Origin of the sequence: Nannocystis pusilla, from assembly GCF_026626665.1 — a bacterium.
Lineage (GTDB): Bacteria > Myxococcota_A > Polyangia > Nannocystales > Nannocystaceae > Nannocystis > Nannocystis pusilla.
This window is the reverse complement of sequence record NZ_JAPNKE010000002.1, coordinates 2548500-2568285: the sequence shown is the minus strand read 5'-3', so window position 1 is coordinate 2568285 and position 19786 is coordinate 2548500. Positions and strand designations below refer to the sequence as shown.

Annotated in this window: 16 protein-coding genes and 3 pseudogenes; 6 read left to right on the top strand and 13 right to left on the bottom strand. The window is 72.3% G+C overall.

Annotated elements, in window-relative coordinates; genetic code table 11:
- The first annotated feature begins 4 nt into the window (after positions 1-4).
- Entirely contained in the window at positions 5-2110 is a 2106-nt protein-coding gene (locus OV079_RS11205) for a GspE/PulE/PilB domain-containing protein (protein WP_267768135.1), read from the top strand.
- A 445-nt stretch (positions 2111-2555) separates the two neighbouring features.
- Here OV079_RS11205 and OV079_RS57675 read toward each other — a convergent pair whose 3' ends face one another.
- The 4 genes and pseudogenes from OV079_RS57675 to OV079_RS11185 form a co-directional block, all read right to left on the bottom strand.
- Positions 2556-3479: a hydroxymethylglutaryl-CoA lyase gene (locus OV079_RS57675; RefSeq protein WP_267778509.1), complete on the bottom strand. Its 924-nt coding sequence runs from the start codon at positions 3477-3479 to the stop codon at positions 2556-2558.
- Between the two features lie 216 nt (positions 3480-3695).
- Positions 3696-4145: pseudogene (locus tag OV079_RS57670) on the bottom strand (flavin reductase family protein); the annotation flags it as partial.
- A 137-nt stretch (positions 4146-4282) separates the two neighbouring features.
- Complete coding sequence (locus OV079_RS11190; RefSeq protein WP_267768133.1) at positions 4283-5851, bottom strand: outer membrane protein assembly factor BamB family protein; 1569 nt, start codon at positions 5849-5851, stop codon at positions 4283-4285.
- Positions 5852-5898: 47 nt separating this feature from the next.
- On the bottom strand, positions 5899-6795 hold the full coding sequence (locus OV079_RS11185) for a tetratricopeptide repeat protein (protein ID WP_267768131.1): 897 nt from the start codon (positions 6793-6795) through the stop codon (positions 5899-5901).
- Between the two features lie 400 nt (positions 6796-7195).
- Between OV079_RS11185 and OV079_RS11180 the strand changes: the two genes are divergently transcribed.
- The gene (locus OV079_RS11180) at positions 7196-8488 is read left to right on the top strand and encodes a hypothetical protein (RefSeq protein ID WP_267768129.1); all 1293 of its coding nucleotides are present in this window, start codon (positions 7196-7198) and stop codon (positions 8486-8488) included.
- Positions 8489-8613: 125 nt separating this feature from the next.
- Here the strand turns inward: OV079_RS11180 and OV079_RS11175 are convergent, their stop codons facing one another.
- The 4 genes from OV079_RS11175 to OV079_RS11160 all read right to left on the bottom strand — a co-directional run bounded on the left by OV079_RS11175 (position 8614) and on the right by OV079_RS11160 (position 11893).
- A complete protein-coding gene (locus OV079_RS11175) occupies positions 8614-9438 on the bottom strand; it encodes an ABC transporter permease (RefSeq protein ID WP_267768128.1) in 825 nt (274 codons plus the stop codon).
- Between the two features lie 115 nt (positions 9439-9553).
- Positions 9554-10360 (bottom strand): ABC transporter permease, encoded by an 807-nt coding sequence (locus OV079_RS11170; protein WP_267768126.1) that lies wholly within the window; start codon positions 10358-10360, stop codon positions 9554-9556.
- A gap of 52 nt (positions 10361-10412) precedes the next feature.
- A complete protein-coding gene (locus tag OV079_RS11165; RefSeq protein WP_420829513.1) occupies positions 10413-11393 on the bottom strand; it encodes an ABC transporter ATP-binding protein in 981 nt (326 codons plus the stop codon).
- A gap of 8 nt (positions 11394-11401) precedes the next feature.
- Positions 11402-11893 carry a YkgJ family cysteine cluster protein gene (locus OV079_RS11160; protein ID WP_267768123.1) on the bottom strand — a complete coding sequence of 164 codons (492 nt, stop codon included), beginning with the start codon at positions 11891-11893 and terminating at the stop codon, positions 11402-11404.
- A 176-nt stretch (positions 11894-12069) separates the two neighbouring features.
- Here OV079_RS11160 and OV079_RS11155 point away from each other — a divergent pair, with 176 nt between their 5' ends.
- The 3 genes and pseudogenes from OV079_RS11155 (at position 12070) to OV079_RS57665 (ending at position 14958) form a co-directional block, all read left to right on the top strand.
- Positions 12070-12798 carry a Bax inhibitor-1/YccA family protein gene (locus OV079_RS11155; RefSeq protein WP_267768122.1) on the top strand — a complete coding sequence of 243 codons (729 nt, stop codon included), beginning with the start codon at positions 12070-12072 and terminating at the stop codon, positions 12796-12798.
- A gap of 335 nt (positions 12799-13133) precedes the next feature.
- Positions 13134-14372 (top strand): annotated as a pseudogene (locus OV079_RS11150) (M1 family aminopeptidase/hydrolase); the annotation flags it as partial.
- Between the two features lie 262 nt (positions 14373-14634).
- A complete protein-coding gene (locus tag OV079_RS57665) occupies positions 14635-14958 on the top strand; it encodes a leukotriene A4 hydrolase C-terminal domain-containing protein (protein WP_420829402.1) in 324 nt (107 codons plus the stop codon).
- Positions 14959-15310: 352 nt separating this feature from the next.
- Here OV079_RS57665 and OV079_RS55760 read toward each other — a convergent pair whose 3' ends face one another.
- From OV079_RS55760 to OV079_RS11130, 5 genes and pseudogenes are all read right to left on the bottom strand, one after another.
- Positions 15311-16504 (bottom strand): choice-of-anchor L domain-containing protein, encoded by a 1194-nt coding sequence (locus tag OV079_RS55760; protein ID WP_267768118.1) that lies wholly within the window; start codon positions 16502-16504, stop codon positions 15311-15313.
- 127 nt (positions 16505-16631) lie between these two features.
- Entirely contained in the window at positions 16632-17426 is a 795-nt protein-coding gene (locus OV079_RS11140) for a hypothetical protein (protein WP_267768116.1), read from the bottom strand.
- Positions 17423-17743: an RNA polymerase sigma factor gene (locus OV079_RS11135; RefSeq protein WP_267768114.1), complete on the bottom strand. Its 321-nt coding sequence runs from the start codon at positions 17741-17743 to the stop codon at positions 17423-17425. The genes OV079_RS11140 and OV079_RS11135 overlap by 4 nt, the downstream gene beginning before the upstream one ends.
- A 14-nt stretch (positions 17744-17757) precedes the next feature.
- Positions 17758-18018 (bottom strand): annotated as a pseudogene (locus tag OV079_RS57660) (RNA polymerase sigma factor); the annotation flags it as partial.
- A complete protein-coding gene (locus OV079_RS11130) occupies positions 18015-18242 on the bottom strand; it encodes a hypothetical protein (protein WP_267768113.1) in 228 nt (75 codons plus the stop codon). The pseudogene OV079_RS57660 and the gene OV079_RS11130, both read right to left, overlap by 4 nt.
- Positions 18243-19078: 836 nt before the next feature.
- On the opposite strand from OV079_RS11130, the gene elbB reads away from it, so the two are divergent.
- A complete protein-coding gene (gene elbB / locus OV079_RS11125; protein ID WP_267768112.1) occupies positions 19079-19768 on the top strand; it encodes an isoprenoid biosynthesis glyoxalase ElbB in 690 nt (229 codons plus the stop codon).
- Positions 19769-19786 lie beyond the last annotated feature (18 nt).

Genomic DNA, 19786 nt, shown 5'->3' with positions numbered 1-19786 from the left:
GCGCGTGAGTCTCCTCGGGACCATGATGGTGAGAGCGGGCCTGCTCTCCGACGAGCAGTTAGCCGCGGTACAGGCCACGAGCGCCGAGCGCAAGCTCTCCTTCGTCGAAGCTCTGCTGACGCACAGCTTCGCCGATGAAGACAGCGTCGTCGGCTTTCTTCACAGCAAGCTGATGATCCCCAAGGTGGGCGCCAGCATCCTCGACGGCGTCGACCGATCCGCGCTCGATCGGATCCCCGGAGAGCTGGCCGCGCGCCACGCCGTGCTCCCGATCTCGAGCGACGAGACCGGCAACCTCACGCTGGCGATGGTCGACCCGACCGACATGAAAGCGGTCGACGCCATCTCGGCGCACACCGGCGCGTACCTGGTCCGCGCCGTCGCGCCGCTGCGGGTCATCCGCTCCTCGATCGCGCATCACTACGGCATCCCGGCGCCCACCCTGCCCTCGCTGCAGGCGACCAAGCCGGCCACCGCCGCGACCCCGGCCGCGGTCATCCCCGCCAGCGGATCCGCACCTGTCCCTGGGGCCAGCCAGAGCCGCGCCGCTCCGGCCGCGGTGATCAACGTGCCGACGGTGACTCCGCCCACGGTCGGCGCGCCCTCGAACGGAGCGCCGGTGGTGCCGACTCCGCCGGTCGTCGAGCCGCCGGCCGTCGGGGTCGTCGCCGGCCCGAACGCCGCGCGTCCCTCCGCGCCCAGCGGCGCCGCGATCCGCCCCGCCGCCGTGCTTCAACCGTCGGCCGTCCTCATGCCCGGCGCCCCGCGCCCCGCCGCGGTCCTGCCGGCGGCAGCCTTCGCGCCCTCGCCGTACGGCATCCCGCCGCAGCCGGCCGCGACCGCGGCGGCGCCCACCGTCACCGCGCCCGCGAGCGCACCTGTCCCTTCGGTCAGCCCGCCCGCGAGCGCGCCTGCCCCTTCGGTCAGCCCGCCCGCGAGCGCACCTGCCCCTTCGGTCAGCCCACCCGGCAACGTCACCCAGCAGGCCGGCTCCTCGAGCCTCGCCGCGGCGCTCGCCGCCACCCCGGCCTCCGCCACCCCGCCCGCGGGCAACGTCACCCAGCCGGTCGGCGCGTCCAACCTGACCGCGCCGCCGGCCGCCGCGGCCACACCTGTCTCTTCGGCCAGCCCTGCTCCGGGCAACGTCACCCAGCCGTTCGCCTCCTCGAGCATCACCGGGCCGAACCCCGCCGCGCCGGTGCCCGCCACGCAGAGCTCCACGTCCAGGTCGATCTCGGGCAGCATCCCGCGCGAGCCCGACTCCGTGAGCCCCGTGTCCGCGGCGCCCACGCTACCTGTCCCTTCGGCCAGCCCTGAATCGACCGCCGCCGAGCCGGCCGACGGCAAGACCGTCCCGGTGTTCTCCGGCGCGATGGCGACCTTGCGCCCCGCCGAGGAGGTCGACACCTCGCGCGGTCGCACCGAGCCCGGCACCGAGAGCGCCGCCGAGACGCTGTCCGGCGCCGCCCGTAACGCCGACGATCTCGACATCCCGCTCGACGACCTCGAGTCCGACCGCGGCGGCGCCTCCGAGTCCACGACCGGCGAGGCGACCTTCGACGCCGCCAAGACCCAGACCTGGATCCCGCCGAGCTTCACCGCCGCCAACGAGATCATCCCGCTGTCGCCGGAGGCGTTTCACCGCCTGCTGCCGCGCTTCGCCACCGTCAAGTCGCGCGACGAGGTCACCGACCTGCTGCTCGACTTCCTCGCCGAGGGCTTCTCGCGGGTCATCATGTTCGTCCACGTCAAGGGCGAGATCCGCGGCCGCGACGCCCGCGGCGAGGACCTGCTCGTCGAGGCCGTGCGCCAGATCCGGATCCCCGCCGGCGGCCCCTCGGTGTTCTCCGGCGTGATCGAGCGCCGCTCCCCCTACTTCGGCTCGATGCGGACCGACACCCCGATCGACGCCGCCTTCTTCTCGGCGCTCGGCGGCGTCGAGGGCGTCATCCTCGTCCTCCCCGTCCTCCTGCGCGAGAAGGTCCCGCTGATCGTGTTCGCCTCGGGCTCGAGCAACCCCGTCGACCCGCGCAGCCTGCACGAGCTGACCCACGAGGTCGCCGCCGCCCTCGAGCGCATCATCGTGATCGAGAAGGCCCGCGGGAAGTAATCCGCCTGTCCCGGGCGCCATGCTCGAACGAGCATGTCCGAACGCGCCTGAGCGATCGGACATGCTCGAAAGCACATGTCCCGAAGCTTTCGCCGCCAGGGACCTGCGTCACCGAGACTCGCGGTCGCCGACGCTGCCCTTCGAGCGCGGTCGTCGGCGTTCGTGATCACGCCGAGTACACCCGCGGCGCGCTCATGAGCCGCGTCGAGCGCCCGTCACCGATGCTGCCCTTCGAGCGCGGTCGTCGGCGTTCGTGATCACGTCGAGTACACCCGCGAGGCGCTCATGAGCCGCGTCGAGCGCCCGTCGCCGACGCTCTCACGAACCGCTACGAGCGTGCCGCGACGAGGCCGCGTCGAGCGCCCGTCGCCGACGCTCTCACGAACCGCTACGAGCGGGCCGCGTCGCGGCTGCGTCGAGCACCCTGCGACAGCGCTTGCCCGCCTCACGCGAGCGGCTTGCCGACGCGCGCGCAGTGGCCGAGGTGGGCCTTGAGGTACTTGCTGGGCAGCTCGCGGGCCAGATGGCCGCCGAGGCGGGCGCTGATGGCGACCAGGCGATCGAGGTCGATGCCGGTGCGGCAGCCCATCCCGTGCAGCATGTACACCACGTCCTCGGTCGACACGTTGCCCGACGCGCCGGGCGCGTAGGGGCAGCCGCCGAGGCCGCCGATCGCCGAGTCGACCGTGCGGATCCCGAGCTGCAGCGCCACCGTGATGTTGGCCAGCGCCGTGCCGCGCGTGTCGTGGAAGTGGACCGCCAACTGGTCGAGCCGGATGTCCGCGTGCAGCAGGCCGTCGAGGATGTACTCGACCTGGCGCGGCGTACCGACCCCGATCGTGTCGCCGAGGCTCAGCTCGTAGCAGCCCATGTCGAGCAGGCTCTTGCCAACCCGCAGCACCTGTTCGAACGGCACCTCGCCCTCGTAGGGGCAGCCGTACACCGTGCTGACGTAGCCGCGCACCGTCATCCCGCGCGACCGCGCCTCGGTGACCACCTCGCGGTAGGTCGCCAGCGCCTCTTCCGTGGTCTTGTTGATGTTCTTGCGGTTGTGCGTCTGCGACGCCGCCATGAACACCGCGATCTCCTGCATGCCCGCGCGCGACGCCGCGTCGAGGCCGCGGAGGTTCGGCACCAGCGCGCTGTAGGTGACGCCGGGCTTGCGACGGATACGGGTCGCGACCTCCATGTGGTCGGCGAGCGCCGGGATCCAGCGCGGGTTGACGAAGCTCGTCACCTCGATGCGCTTCACGCCCGCGTCGACCAGCCCCTCGATCATCTCGATCTTGCGGTCGGCCGACAGGATCGTCGCCTCGTTCTGCAGCCCGTCGCGCGGTCCGACCTCGTAGATCGAGACCTCCGCCGGCATCGACCCGAACAGGCGCGTGGGCTCGACGGTATCGGTTCCGGAGGGTCGTACGGACGAATCAGTCACTGGCCTTGCTCCCGGGCGCCTCGGGGCGCAAAAGCTCGAAGCGATCCGTCGTGCGAGTGTACGCGATCCCGCCGAGGCGGCCGATCGACTGCATTGCCCCGCGTCGATGGGCAGCAGGCGGCCGCGCGCGTCGCGACGGAGCAGCTCGCTGGCGACGGCGAAATGAACCACTTCGGCCACGACCAGCGTGGCCGACGGTTTGCCGGGGGCGCCGCCCCCCAGCGGAAGCGCGTGGACGAGCTTGCACTCGAGACAGGCCAGAGCCCCGGCCACTCGCGGAGGCGCAACGACCGCAGCCGACTCGGCCGCGATTCCGCACGCGTCCCACTCGGAGGTCTCGGGCGGAAACGCCGCCGACGTCGCGTTCATCGCCTCCGCGTGCGCGTCGGTGACGTGGTTTATCACCATCTCACGGGTCGCCAGCACGTTGGCCAGCGTGTCCTTCATGCGCCCGTCGGGCCACCACGCCACGCTGAACACCACCATCGGCGGCCGCGAGCAGACCGCCTGGTAGTAGCTGAACGGCGCCAGGTTGCGGCGGCCCTCGTCGCTCACGCTCGACACCCACGCGATCGGCCGCGGCGCGACCAGGTCGGTCATCAACCGGTACGTCTCGGCGGCGCCGATGCTCGGCGCGGGGATCTCGGTGTGGACGGGGATGCTCCTGTGATTAGCAGAAAAGCCGCTCGACCTTCCGCGCGAGCCCCGTCTGGACCCTCACATCCGCGCCCCAGACTTCACCTGACCGAAGGGACAGACTCCGCCGCGCCGCGCACGAAGCCTCGCGCGTCGTCCTCGACCGTGCGGAACACCACCAGCATCCCCCGGTTCGACATCGTGTAGAAGCGGCCCAGTTCGCCGTCGTACACCGGCGGACCGGAGATCCCGCTGCCGGTGTTGAGGTTGGCGAGGAACTCGCCGGTCTCGACGTCGTAGGCGAGCAGGCCGTCGTCGGAGTGAGCGATGAACGCGATGTCACCGACGATCAGCGGCGTCTGCACGAACCCCGGGTTCAGCTGCTGACGCCAGCGCACGCGGCCGCCGTGCTCGAGCGCGAAGACCCCTTCGAGCGCCGAGGCCACGATCATGAGCCCGCGCGGACCGGCGGCCACCGAGCCCGCCCCGCGCAGCGGCCGGTACCACCGCTGCAGCCCGTCGCTCAGCGCCAGCCCGTACACGCCCGTGCTCTGCCCGGTGACTACCAGCTCGCCGCGGTCGGTGAGGATCAGCGGCGTGCCGTCTGCGTCGACGAAGTCCCCGCCCGCCGGCGGCGCCACGTTCGCCAGCCACATCGGCTCGCCCGACTGAGCCCCGATCGCCGCGACCTTGCCGTTGCTGAAGCCCGTGAAGATCGTCCCGCTCGGCGGACTCGACGGACCGCCGGTCGAACCGTTCCCGGCCGCCTCGCCGCTCTTGCCGCTGGGTGCCCCTGCAGCCGGTGCAGCCGCACCGCTCGCAGGCGTCGCGCCCGTCCCAGCCGCACCGCTCGCAGGCGTCGCGCCCGTCGCAGCCGCACCACCCGCAGCCGCAGCGCCCGTCGCCGTCGCACCACCCGCAGCCGCAGCGCCCGTCGCCGGCGCAGCCCCGCTCGGTGCACCGCTGCCCGCGACGGCCGCATCGTCGCCCTCTGCGGGAGCGTCGCCGCTGGTCTCCGCCTCTTCGTCCTCGGCGGCGCCGCCCTCGCCGAGCACCGCCTCCGCCGAGATCCCGCTGGCGCTCGCGGCCTGGTCCGGCGCCTGCGTCACCTCGGCTTCGAGGAACGACAGGCCCGCGTGCCCGTGGACCGTGAACTCGGTCGGATACGGCTGCTCGTACTGCCAGCGCCACGCCCCCGTGGTCAGCTCGAGCGCGAACACCTGGTCGCGCGAGTTGACGACGAACACCGTGCCCCCGCGGACCAACGGCTCGTTGCGGATCGTCCCGAGCGTCGAGTAGCTCCACCGCGTCTTGCGGGTGTCGAGCTCGATCGCCAGCAGGTCGCCGTTGTCGGTCCCGAGCAGCATCAGTTCGCCGTCGGCCGCCAGCTTGGGCACGCTCGAGATGGCCCCGGGGAACTGCTGCTCCCACACCACCTCGCCGGTCTCCATCGACAGCGCCAGCAGCGTGCCCGCGCGCGTGCCGACGTAGATCAAGCGGCGGCCCGGATCCGGCGCAACGCCGGCGAACTCGTCGGGGTTGAGCACGCCGTAGTCGTGCAGCGCGATCTGCTGCACCCGCGCCAGCTCGAGGTTCGCGCGCGCGCCGGGCGTCAGCTCCGGGTGCGGCATGACCGTGCGGGTCTCGCCCGCGCATGCCCCGAGGGACATGGCGAGAGCGACATGTCCCCAGAGACAGTGGGCACGGGCCGCGCGCGTCACGGGGTCGGCGCTCCCGGTGCGTCCATCATCTGGATCGGCGACTCGGGCGCCGGCTGACCGGCGAGCGCCTGCGGATCGAGCTCTTCCAGCCGCTTGCGCACCTCGTTCTGGGCGATCGACGGCTGCTGCAGCGGGTACTCGGCGATGTACTGACGATAGACCTCGAGCGCGGCCTCGGTCTTGCCCTGGCGCTCGAGGATGCGGCCCTTCTGCCACAGCGCCATGTCGCGGTAGAACGCGCCCTTCTGCCCGGCCAGCGTCTCGAGCTCGGCGAGCGCTCCGTCGAGGTCGTTCTGGGCCTCGCGCGCGAATGCCAGCCCCTCGCGGGCGGCGTACAGCAGCGGGTGACCGGCGCCGGCCTTGCCGAGGAACTCGCGGTACAGGGCCTCCGCGCCGGCCGGATCACCCGCGCGCAGCAGCCCCGACGCCCGCACCAGCGCGCCGACCTGCGCCGCGTCCGTGCCGGCCGCCGACGCGTCGAGCTCGTCGAGCGCCTTGTTGACCGCCGCCGTCCGCTCGGCCTCGTCCTTGACGATGGGCGCCACCGGCTTGCCCTTGTTGGCCCCGAGCAGCAGCGCCGGGTCGCCGACCTCGGCCTCCGACTCGTAGCGAGCCGCCGTCGCCAACTGGCGCGTCGCCGTCGCCGACGCCGTCTGCCGGCTGTTGAAGATCACGATGATGCCGACCAGCACCGCCAGCGCCGCGATCACGCCGCCGATCACGAGGCCGCTGCGCGCCTTGGCGGTGCGCCCTGCTTCCTTCACGCCGGTGACGAACGCGTCCTCCGTCGGGCCCACGTCGCCGCCGCGGCGCTTGCTGCGGCTGTGGTCCCACGTCGGCAGCTCCATGCGCACGCCCTGCCCGGTCGCCGGCGCCTTGTCGTCTTCGCTCACCGGGGCTGTCTACCGGGCCGTGACCGCTTTGTCCACCATCGCCGCCCAGGCCGGCCCCGGGCCCGCGCCTGACCTCTCTCGCAGCCCCCGCCGCGCCCCGCGCAGGCGCCTGCGACCCCTCCGGAGGCCCCTGCCGCCCCCTGCGCCAACGGCGCAGTCCGCGACCGTCCGTCCCCGACTCCTCCGGTGCTGCCGGCCCGTCGACCGCGCGGGCGTGTCTGTCCCGCTCTCATCCGGCCCCGCCGGCGGCACTGGCGGACATGTCCCAAGATACATGTCCTCCTAGCTGTCCCGTCTGCGCTCGTCACCCTGGCCGCGCAGGCGCGCCTCTTTGCCGCCCACGTCGCAGCCCCTCCCCTCGCCCCATGCGCCCACGCCGCCGACATGCTAACGTGATCTCGTGGCGGACCCCGACATCCGCAGCCAGGACCCCGACGCCTCCTCAGGGGTGCCGATCGGCATCCTGCTGGTGACGTTCAGCGTGCCCATACTGATCGCTGCCGCCCTGGAACCGCAGTTCCGCGCGTTGTTCGACGAGCTGCAGTCCGGCCTGCTGTTCGGGCTCTGCGCCGCCGGAGTGGGCATCGCCTTCCTCGCCGTCGGCCTCGCCACCCCCGAGTTCGTCCGTCGACCGCAGGAGGACGGCAGCCTGCACCTCTCGACGCGCGGCACCACTGGATCCGCGGTGCTGTTCCTCTGCTTCACCACCGCGCTGTTCGTGGCCACGCTCGCATGGACAGGCGTCACGCACGCGAGCTGGCCGCTCGTCTTGCTCGCTGTCGCCACGTTCGTCGGCTTCACCCGGGAGGCGTGGTCGTACTTCACCTGCGTCGAGCTGGAGCTCCGCCCCGGCGAGCCACGGCCGGGTCAAGCGGTCGTCGTGCGCTGGCACGTCTCGAGCCCCGCGAGCACGTCGAACCCTCGCGCCGCGCTGATCGCCGAGGCTCGCGCCGAGCAACCCCACGGTCGACACCCCCGGATCGAACGCCGCCACGTATTTACGCGCCACTTCGACGCGAACGGCGAGCTGGCCCTCCCCGCCAAGGTCGTCCCGTCGCACTTCGGGCGCGCCTACGCGATCGCATGGCGCCTCGAGCTGGCAGCCGACATGTCCTTTGGACCAGGTTTCTCCTTCTCCCTCCCGGTGCGGGTCCGCGGCGCCGCGCCCGGCGACCTGCCCGCGCGCGACGACGCCTTGCAGTCGCCCACGGGCGCCTGCGAGCCGGTCATCACGCTCCGAGGCGGTCACCACACGTTCGCGCCCCACGAACCGATCACCGGCGAGATCACCTGGGAGCGGCCCACGGCCCCGCGTCGCGCCGTGCTGCGCCTGCTCTGGCGCGTCCACGATGAGCACGGGATCGCCTGCCGGATCGCCGTCGCCCGCCTGCCGCGGGTCGTGGTCCAGGGTGATGACGATCCTTACCGCGGCGCCCGTGAGACCGAAGAGAGCGGCGTCCCGCTGGCCGCGAGCGAGCGCCGGCGCTTCCATTTCCTCGCCCCCGAATCCCTCCCACCTACGTCGGCTCACTGTTCCGCATCGACTGGTGCCTCGAGCTCGAAGTCGACGACGAGACCTGCCGCATCGACCTCGTCCTCGGCCCCGGCCGTGCGGCTCTGGGAGACCCTGGCGCCCGCGAATCGACGATTCACCCCCGCTCGTCGTCCCCCCTCGACGCCTGACCGTCGATGAGCTGTCTCGACGGTCAGCCCGACGGGACGGCCCCCCCAGCACCGCATCGGGCTGTCTCGAAGACAGCTCTCCTCCGGCCCGCCGGACGTGCCGTTCGCCCGCCCCTGACGCGAGCGACCTCGCGATCAGCTGGACGCCGAGGTGTACCCGCGCACCGATCGCACCCACGCCAGGCGGGCCAGCACCAGCAGCGTCGCGCTCACGGCGGCCAGCTCCGCGACTGTCCCCCAGGACAGGCGGCCGAGCAGCGCCTCGGCCGGGTAGCTCGTCATCACCAGCAGCGGGATCACGAACGTGAACAGCAGCCGCAGCGCCGGCGGGAACACCTGCGCCGGCCAGCGACCGAAGTCCATCAGCGCCTCCATCACGTGCGTCAGCGCCTGCAGCTGCAGCGCCCGGAACGACGCGCACAGCACCAGCACCCCGAACGCGTACAGCGCCATCAACCCCGCCGCCCCGGTCGCCAGCCCGGCCAGCAGCCCCGTCGCGGTCACCTCCACCTCCCCGAGCCACAGCCCCGCGATCACCAGCACGAGCCCGCCCAGCACCTCCACCAGGTGCCACGGATGGAACGCGCACGTCAGGCACAGCACCAGCCCGTCGGCCGGCCGCAGCAGCACGTAGTCGAGCGTCCCCTTGAGGATGTGCGTCATGCTCTCGCGCAGGGCCGGCTGCAGCAGCGCCGTGAACAGCCCCGACAGGATCGTGAAGCAGCCCGTCAGCACCACCAGCTTCCACCGACCCCAGCCCTCGACCGCGCCCAGGTGATCGACCGCCACGAACAGCGGCGCGATCCCGATCACGCTCCAGAGCAGCCCCAGCAGCCCCTCCGTCCAGAACCCGAGCCGGTACTGCAGCGCCGTCAGCGTGCTCATCTCGAGCTGGGCCGCCACCAGCCGCCCGTAGAACAGCAGCCGCGGGACCTGCCGCGCCGACGCTCCGGCGCTCACGCCCGCCCCCTCGGCGGATCGAACGGACATGTCCTCGAGGGCATGTCCGTTCCGCCTGTTCCGCCCTCTGCGGCGGCGCGCCCCAGTATGTCCGCGGGGACATGTCCTTTCGCGCTCACGTCCCGACCCCCTCGTACGCTCGCACCCCGCGGCGCCACAGCACGGCGGCCAGCGAGCCGAACGCCGCCACCCACAGCGCCTGCAGCAGCAGCCCGTGCGTCGCCGCGGCCCCGGTCGCGCGACCGATCGCCAGCTCGACCGGGAACCCGAGCGACGCGTGGAACGGCAGCGCGCGCACCACCTCCGCCAGGCCTGCCGGGTACAGGCTGGTCGGCACGGAGGCCCCCGACAGCACCAGGTACAGCCCCAGCCACACCTCGAACAGCGCCGTCGACTCGGTGACCCAGAACGCCAGGCAGCCGATCGCCACGTGGACCGCCAGGTTCAGCAGCCAGGCCAGCGCCAGCGACAGCCCCAGCAGCGCCAGCGAGCCCGGGCTCGGCCACACCAGCCCGCCGGCCAGCACCAGCACCACGACCCCGATCGGCAGCGCCAGGGCGCAGCGGATCGGCAGCGCCGCCAGGTTCTGGATCGCGTGGTACAACATCGGCGACATCGGCCGCATCAGCAGCGTGTTCAGGCCGCCGTCGCGGATCTGCCCCGACAGCTCCCACACCACCCAGCTCGCCGTGAACTGGCGGAGCAGGAACGCCGCGACGAAGTACGCCACGAAGTCCGGGCGGGCGTAGTCGCCGATCGGGCCCCCCGCCGCCAGCCCCGACCACAGCGCCAGCGACACCAGCGGGAACGTCGTCGTCAGCACCCACATCAGCATCGACACCCGGTAGGCGATCGCCTCCGCCAGGCTGATCCGCCACACCGCCGCGATCACGCGCCCCAGTTGGCCTGCTCGCTCGGACATGCTCCTTCGCACATGTCCTTCTGTACCTGGCGCTTCGCGCATGCCCGATCGCTCAGCCGATCTCGGCCGCCTCCTCGCGCCCGAACAGCGCGCGCATCACCTCTTCGAGCGGCGCGTCCTGGACCGCCAGGTCCTGCGCCTCCGGCAGCGCCACCAGGGCGCCGACCACCTCCGGCACCCGCTCGGGCGCGACGTCGAGGACCAGCCGTCCGCCCTCGCGCAGCACTACGCGCCCCATCGCCGTCGGGTCGTCCGGCAGCGCCGCCGCCCGCACCGAGACCCGCCGCAGCGGCCGGATCTGCCGCCGCAGCGCCTCGATGCTGCCGTCGAAGCGCAGGCGGCCGCCGTCGATCACCAGGATCCGCGGGCACAGGGCCGCGACGTCCTCCATGTAGTGCGACGTCAGAATCACCGTCGCCCCGTGCTCCGCGTTGTAGCGGCGGATGAACTCGCGGATCCCGAGCTGCATCGACACGTCGAGCCCGATCGTCGGCTCGTCGAGGAACAGCACCTGCGGCCCGTGCAGCAGCGCGGCCACCAGCTCGCACTTCATGCGCTCGCCGAGGCTGAGCTGGCGCACCGGCCGGCGCATCACCTCGCCGACGTCGAGCAGCGCGGTCAGCTCTTCGAGCCGGCGCTTGTAGTGGGCCGGATCGATCTCGTAGACCACGCGGTTGAACTCGAAGTTGTCGATCGCCGGCAGGTCCCAGCTCAGCTGCCGCTTCTGGCCCATCACCAGGCTGACGCGGCGCAAGAACTCCGGCCGGCGCTCGCTCGGCGTGAAGCCTGCGACCTCGACTTGCCCCGCCGACGGAACGATGAGGCCCGCCAGCATCTTCAGCGTCGTCGTCTTGCCGGCGCCGTTGGGCCCGAGGAAGCCGACGCGCTCGCCCGGCGCCAGCGAGAACTCGAGGTCGCGCACCGCCTCGACCACGCGGTACTCCCGCCGCACCAGCGCCCGCAGCGCGGCGCGCAGCCCGGCCTCGCGCCGCGGCACCGAGAACCGCTTGCACAGCCCCTCGACGCGCACCATCGCCGCCGTCATGCCTTGCCTCGCCGCGCCACCTGTTGCAGCGGCACGAAGGTTCCGACCTTCGTGCACGCGTTGAGGCCGAAGCTGCGGCACACGTCGGGCCGCGCCACGTGCACCGTGCAACCCGCCGCGAAGAAGCGGCACGGCCGATCGCCCAGCGTGAGGTAGCCGGCGACGTCGTCCGCCTCGTCCTCGCCACCTTGCCGCGGATACAGCTTCAGCCCGGGGATCGTCGTCCCGACGTGGCGCGCCAGGCGGCGCGCGTCGGTGCGGGTGATCGGCACGCGCAGGCTGGTGCAACACGTGCCTGCGCAGCTGTGACACAGCGTCAACGCCCGGGTGACGGCGCCCGTTTCCGGATCCACCGAGCTCTGCTCGGTGAGCGCGGTGACCGGGATCTTCGCCGCGCGCATGCGATTGGCCAGGCGCTGCAGCGCGACCAGGGGCACGTGGCCGACGTTCAGGTTCATCAGGGGCCCGAGGGGGTCGCGCGGCGGCATCGTGGGGGCTGTAGCGCACCTTGGAGCGCGACGCGAGCCTCGCCGCCGCCCGCCCCCGTCCCGGCTCGCGGACGCGCGCGGACTTGCTCCGATGGGAGTCCCTGGCTAATCTCCTCCTCCGATCGCATTTCTCAGGTACCGTGAGACCCGCTCTCACGGTCGAGGAGGCCGCCCCCGTGTCATTCAACCAGCAACAGCAGCCGTATTACGCCGACACCGCCACCCCCCAGGCCGCCCTCGCGGGCCGCGCCAAGTTCATCGAGCGCACGTACATCCACCTCGCCGGCGCGATCGCCCTGTTCGTCGCCCTCGAGTTCGTGCTGCTCCGGACCCCGGCGACCCTGAAGCTGGCGATCCAGATGACCGGCAGCCCGACCAGCTGGCTCGTGGTCCTCGGCCTCTTCATGCTGGTCGGCACCGTCGCCACCCACCTGGCCCAGTCGGCCCGCTCGAAGCCGATGCAGTACCTCGGCCTCGGCCTCTACGTGGTCCTCGAGGCGGTCATCTTCCTGCCCCTGCTGCTCGTCGCGCAGATCTACAGCGGCCCCGAGAACAACATCATCCTCACCGCCGGCGTGACCACCCTGGCCACGTTCGCCGCGCTGACCGGCATCGTCCTCGCCACCAAGCGCGACTTCTCGTGGATGCGCTCGGCCCTGATGATCGTCAGCTTCGGCGTCCTCGGCCTGATCGTCGCCAGCCTGCTGTTCGGGTTCACTCTCGGGCTCGGCTTCACGATCGGCATGATCATCCTGGCCGCCTGCTACATCCTCTACGACACCTCCAACGTGGTGCATCACTACGAGGAGGATCAGTACATCTCCGCCGCGCTGGCCCTGTTCGCCTCCGTCGCGCTGATGTTCTGGTACGTCCTCCGCCTGCTCATCTCGCTCAACCGCGAGTGAGCCCCGCGCATCGCAGCGCCCAAGCGGGCGCGGGTTCCCCCCGCGCCCGTTTCGCTTTCTCCGCCCGCCTGCGGTCGGTTCGCCGTCTGCGCCGCGATCGGTAGCCACGTGCACCACGATCGCGGTCCCGACGCGCCGCGCATCGCCTCGCTCCGCGAGGCCACGTGCGCCCCGATCGCGGCGCCGACTCACTTCTTCGCGCTTAGGCCGTCCTCGTCGAACCGCTACAATACGTCGTCTTGTCCCGTCTCCTCGTCGCCCTCGCCGCGCTCACCGTCACGGCCTGCTCCGGGCCTCCGCCGGCGACGCCGACCGTCACTCCGCCGGCCACAGTCGTGCAGCTCCCCGCAGTCCCCCAGCCCGGCCGCGATCCGCACTCGTTCGCCCGCCCCGACGAGGTCCGCGTCGACGCCGTCGAGCTCGACCTCACCGTCGACTTCGACGCCCACGTCCTCCGCGGCAGCGCCACCCTCGCGCTCACCCGCACCGTCGCCGACGCCCCGCTGGTGCTCGACACCCGCGATCTGACCATCGAGCGGGTCGAGGCGCGCCTGCCCGATCGGACAGACTGGGTAACCACCACCCACGCGCTCGCCGGGCCGCACCCGATCCTCGGCCAGGCCCTCACCATCGACCTCCCGCCCGGCGCCGACCGGGTGCGCGTCCACTACCGCACGAGCCCTGCAAGCACCGGCCTGCAGTGGCTCGCGCCCGAACAGACCAGCGATCGCGCCGGCCAGTTCCTCTACACCCAGTCGCAGGCGATCCACGCCCGCTCGTGGGTGCCCTGCCAGGACAGCCCGGGGATCCGCGTCACCGTCGCCGCCAGGATCGCCGCGCCCGCGCCGTACCGCGCGGTCATGGCCGCCGAGGAACTGGCTCACGAGACAGGTCCGAACGGACATGTCCTTCGGACCTTCAAGCTCGACCAGCCGATCCCCGCCTACCTGCTCGCCCTCGCCGTCGGTCGGCTCGAGTCGGTCCAGATCGGCCCGCGCACGGCCGTGTGGGCCGAGCCCGGCGTGCTCCCGCGCGCCCGCGCCGAGTTCGCCGACCTCGAGGCGATGCTGACGGCCGCCGAGGCGGCGGTGGGCCCGTACCGCTGGGGCCGTTACGAGGTCCTCGTGCTGCCGGCCGCCTTCCCGTTCGGCGGCATGGAGAACCCGCGCGTCACCTTCGTCACCCCCACGATCCTCGCCGGCGATCGCTCCCTGGTGTCCCTGATCGCCCACGAGCTCGCCCACTCGTGGTCCGGCAATCTGGTCACCAACGCGACGTGGCGCGACTTCTGGCTCAACGAGGGTTTCACCGTCTACGTCGAGCGGCGGATCCTCGAGGCCATCTACGGCAGCGAGCGCGCCGAGGTCGAGGCCGTGCTCGGGCGCGAGCACCTCGAGATCGAGCTCGCGGACATGGCCGATCGGCCAGGCGACCAGATCCTCCACCTCGACCTCGCGGGCCGCGATCCGGACGACGCCGTCACCGACGTCGCCTACGAGAAGGGCGCCCTGTTCCTGCGCCGCCTCGAGCAGGCCTACGGCCGCGACGCCTTCGATCCCTTCGTCCGCGCCTGGTTCGATCGCCACGCCTTCACCGGCCAGACCACCGAGGCCTTCCGCGCCTTCCTGGGCGCCGAGCTCAAGGCTCCGCTGCTCCCCGGCCAGACCCCCCGACATCGATCTCTGGCTCGAAGCGCCCGGTTTACCGGAAGACGCGCCGCGTCCGCAGGCAGCCGCGCTCACGCTGGCCGCCGACGCCGCGCGGGAATTCGCCGCCGGCCGCAAGGTCGACGCGCGCGCCTTCTCGCCTCTGCAGTGGATCCACTTCCTCCGCGCCTTGCCGCTGACCGACGGCCCGCGTCCGGCCGCGGCGCTCCTCGCGGAGCTCGACGCCGCCTACCACTTCACCGCCACGGGCAACGCCGAGCTCCTGTCCGAGTGGCTGATCCTCGCCGCTCGCCACGGCCATCGCCCCGCCGACGCGCGGATCCGCGAGTTTCTCACCGGCGTCGGCCGCCGCAAGTACGTCCTGCCGATCTACGACGCCCTGCTGGCGACCCCCGAGGGCGCCGCGCTGGCCCGTGAGATCTTCGCGGTCGCTCGTCCGGGGTACCACGCGATCACCCGCGGCAGCCTCGACGCCCTGCTCGGCGCGCCCTGATCTTCGACATGTCCTTCGGGACATGTCATTTTCGTCGCAAAAAAAGCGCGCGTCAGTTGTCTGACGCGCGCCGCGGCGGAGCACCCCCCAGTGCTCCGACGCACCACTACACAAGAATGTCCGAGACTCGACGAGACCCCCGCGGACTCCAGGGCGCGACGACGACGTGCGCCCGACGATGTGAGCGGTGTTCGGACCCCCCATACAACCCCCGCCGTGATCGGGAAGCGCGGGGCTCGGCGAGTTCGGACTGTGGACCGCGGCACCCCGCGCCGCCGTTCGGGCAGACGCGGAGAGGAAGGGCGCTCCGGGTGGACCCGAGGCGCGAGCTTCGTGCGTGGCTCACGTCTCTTCATGTCCGGAGCCTCGACCGTCCTTCACGGTCGCGAGATTTTTTTTCGATTGCCGCGAAGTCGAGCTCAGACGCTCGAAGGCGGGGGGCGCACAGCCAGCGGACCCCGTCGAGGAGCACCGCGCTGTCGACGATGGGGTCACCGACGTCGAACAGCGCGAACACGACCTCGATCGACTCGCCGGGGTTGATCCCGACCTCCCCCTCGTACCAGGCGGTTCCGGCGTGCCCCTCGAAGGCGAACTCCCGCAGCGGGATGTCGACGCAATCGTCGTCGCAGGCGACCGGCATCGGGTCGAGCTTGATCTCGTACGGAAGCGTCTCGGCTGCGATCGGGTTGCCGTCGGGGTCGAGGGCGATGTTGCCGGTGTAGCGCTCGCTCGCCACCCAGGCGACGAACATGTCGTTGTGGCCGCCGGGGAAGCGCGGCGGGTACTCCGACGTCAGGAACGCGAAGTCGAACGCGAACCCGGCCGTGTACGACGGCGCCACCGCCTTGAAGCGCAGCTCCGTGTAGTCGTACGCGACCAGAGGTTCGCCGCCCAGGCCCCACTGGGTCAGGATCGTCTCGCTGCAGTCGCCGGGGCCCGGCGGTTGCTTGTTGGCCTCGCACTGCAGCGGCATCGTCTCGATCGGGGGCGGCAGCTCCGACAGGTCGTTGCCCGGCCAGTCGGTCGACGGGCAAGTCTGCGAGATCGGACAGTCGCCCAGGCTCGGCATCTGCGCCAGCGACAGCAGCACGTGGCTGGCGTCGCCGGTCGACAGCACCACGCGGCGTGCGCCCTCGGTCGGCGCGAACACGTCCGTGATGCCGAGCTGCTCCGACAGCACCCGACGCGAGCCGTCAGGACCCGACCACGTCAGCGCCCCGTCGGTCTGCAGCCCGCCCTCGCAATTGAGGCCGAGCGCGTGGTCGATGTCCTCGTTGTCCGCGTCGCACGGCACCAGCACCGAGGCGCAGAACTCCCACGGGTCCGGCTCGCCGACGTCGAAGCCCACGTCCGTCGTCAACAGCGGGTCGGTGGTCGTCAGCTCGCCCGTGGTGGTCGAGGTGTCGCCCACACCTGGCTCTTGGGTCATCTGGTCGTTGGCCGAGGACCCGGTGCCCCCACCTGTCGCGTCTTGTTCGTCCCCCGCGTCCTTGACGAAGACCGTGATGAGACAGCCGCTCTCGAGCAGGCATGCCGCGGCCACGATCAGCGCAGAGTGGGGGGAGCGCACTTTGGCGAGCATGCCACCGGAGTCAACTCACGGCACCGGCCCAGCGGCGGCCTGGCATGTGAGATCTGTGGCGAACGCGGACGATTCCGCCCGCCGGCGCTCACGGTCGGTCCAGCGCCTCGCGCACCTGGGCCGCGTAGGGCCCGTTGGGGAACCGCTTCAAGAACGCCGCTGCACGCCGTTCTGCCTCGCTTTTGCGGTTCAGGTCGAACAGGGCCAGCACCGCCACGCCCTCCCATTCCTGGGCGAACTGCCCGGCCTTGAACTCGGCCGCCCCCGCCTCGGCGCGGGCCAGCGCCTCGGCCGGATCGCGCCCGAGGAAATTGCGGGCCGCCTGCAGGCCCCGGGCCTCGCGAAGGTAATCGGCCCCGCCGTCGCCGGCCCGGGTCGCCTTGCGCGCTGCCTCGGCGCGCGTCGACTTGCCCGCCCGCGACCTCTTCGCCTCGCCGCGGGCCGACGCCGCAGCTGGCTTTTCGGACATGTCCTCGACGACCTCTTCGGGCGCGCCGGCCGGAGACTGAGCTGGCTCGGGAGACATGTCCTGAACGACAGCTTCCGGCGCCGGCGTCGGAGCTGGCGTTGCGGACATGTCCTCGACGACAGCTTCGAACTGCCGCGCGTCCCCTGCCCCGGTCGCCGGGGTCGTCGGCGCCGGCTGAGACAGCCACAAGCCGCCGCCGATCAGCCCGCCGAGGATGAGCGCCCCGATCCCGAACGTCCCGGCGCCCCAGCTCGAAGAGGCCGCGCCGGCGCCCTTGGCCAGCGACGCTTCGAAGCGGGCCGCGCCGGCGCCGGCGTCGTAGGGCACGCGGTGGCGGGCAGCGGCCACGAGGTCGCGGCGAAGCCCGGCGGAGGCCGTCATGTCGTCGAGGAGGCGGGTGGGCTCTTGGGTCATGACGTCACCGTTTGCGAGCGAGCGAGCGGTCGAGGCGGCGCCGCGACGAGGCGGGCGTGGGCCTCCATGAATAGCTTGCGGGCCTTGTGCAGCCGCGAATACACCGTTCCGATGGGGATCCCCAGGCCCGCGGCGATCGCCTCGCAGCTCTCGCCCTCGAGCTCGAAGAGGATGAACACGGCGCGCTTGCCCTCTTCCAGGGTGTCGAGGGCCTGCTGCACGCGGCGCAGCGCCTCGCTGGCCTCGGCCTGCTCGCCGGAGAGCTGCCGGCCTGCGCCGACGCGGCGGCGACGGCCTCGGTGTCGGCGTCCTCCCACGATCGTCGGCGCTTGCGGCGGCCCGCAGACACCACCCGCAGCGTGATCTCGGCCAGCCAGGTCGTGGGCCGCGCGGGCCCTGGCACGAACCCGCCGCGGCGGTGCGCGACCAGGAACACCTCCTGGACCACGTCATCGACCTCGGGGCGGCCGACCCCGAGGCGGACCGCGAAATTGGCGACGAACTCCGCGTGCTCGCGGAACAGGCGCGCCGCATCGAGGACCTGAGAGCCGTCACGCTTGGCTGTATGTCGCGTGTCCGTCAAATCCTTCACCGGATCGTGAACGCTATGCCCAGGCTCACCACGGCGCCCACGGGCGGCACCGGCAGCGATTCACCGACCATACCTTGTTTGCTCGGATCGCGCTCGGCGAGCACCGGCCGGACCACCGGGACCACGAGGTCGACCGCGAAGTCGATGGCGAACCGCTTGGTGGCCCAGATCCGCAGCTCCGGCGCCACCATCAACGCCACCCACGGCGCCACCACGGCTTGCACGCCGGGCGTCTTCGCGCCGCTCTGCAGCGCACCGCCGGCTGCTCCGAAGCACAGGCGGGGCCGCACACGCGGACGCGCAAGCGCAGCACACGTCGAGCCGACCGCCCACCAGACTCGGCTTCACCACGGTGTCAGCGTCGATCGCGCGAGGACCCCCGTAGCCGCCGAACAGCCCTGCACGCAGGTCGACCCACCTGCGCCACCCGAGCTCGAGCTGCGCCCCGCCTCCGCCGGCGAGCCCCGGCAACACCCCGAGCCACGCCCCTCCGCGCACCGCCGCGACCACCGACACCGACGCCCGCCGCGCCGGTCCCTCGCTCGCCTCGCCGCGTCGCGAGCGGCGCTGCAGCGGCGGTCGCTCCGGGTCTTGCGCCTGCGGCACGCTCCCCTCGCCCGGCTCGATCACTTCATAGCCGAGGCCTTCGAGTACCGCCGCGTCGACGGCGATGGCGATCGCCAGGCCGACGAGCGCATGCAGGTCGCTGCACGTCGGCCGCGGCGGATCGAGCGTGCGCTCGACGAGCTCGCCGCGGATCTCGAGCGCGATGGCCACCGAGTGCGGCCGCGCCGGATCGCCGCGGACATCGATGCGCGCGACCGATGGATCGATCGTGTCGCGTCCGAGCCAGGTCGTCGCCGCGTCGGCGAGCGCGTCCGCCGTCAAGCACGTCGCGCCCGGCTCGACCCGCAGCGCCTCCCGCAGCGGCCGCGGAGACGGAGGCGCGGGCGCGGGCGCAAGCAGCAGGCCGGCGATGATCAGGGTGACGAGCACCGCCCCCAGGATGCGTCGCCTGGGCCGCGCCTGGCCAGTCGCATCTCGTGGTAAGGTCCCCGCGATGCAGCAAAAACGCGTCGGAGTCGTGCTGGCCGGCTGCGGCTACCTCGACGGAGCCGAGATCACCGAGGCCGTCCTCACCCTCTACTTCCTCGAGCGCGCCGGTCTGGAGCCTCGCTGCTTCGCCCCCGATCGTCCGCAGATGCACGTCGTCAACCACCTCACGGGCGAGCCCACGGGCGAGGCGCGCAACATCCTCGTCGAGTCGGCGCGGATCGCCCGCGGCAAGGTCGAGCCGCTCGATCGCGCGCGCATGGAGGAGCTCGACGCGCTGGTCCTCCCGGGCGGTTTCGGCGTCGCCAAGAACCTCAGCGACTTCGCAGTCCGCGGCCCCGAGGCCGACGTCGACACCGAGCTGGTGCGCCTGGTCGGCGAGGCGCTCTCGCGCGGCAAGCCGCTGGTGGCCATCTGCATCAGCCCCGCCATCCTCGCCGCCGTCCTGCACAAGCTCGGCATCGGCGGCGCTCGCGTCACGATCGGCGACGACGCCGGCACCGCCGCGGCCGTCACCGCGCTGGGCGCCCGCCACGAGGTCTGCACCGTCGATCGCGCGGTCGTCGACGAGCGCCACCGCATCGTCTCCACGCCCGCCTACATGCTCGGCCCTGGCCCGCGCGACGTCGGCGCCGGCATCGAGCAAGCGATTGCGACCCTCGCCGGTTGGCTGCACGGCGCGACCGGGCCCGTGTAACACTCGCCCGGACGCACC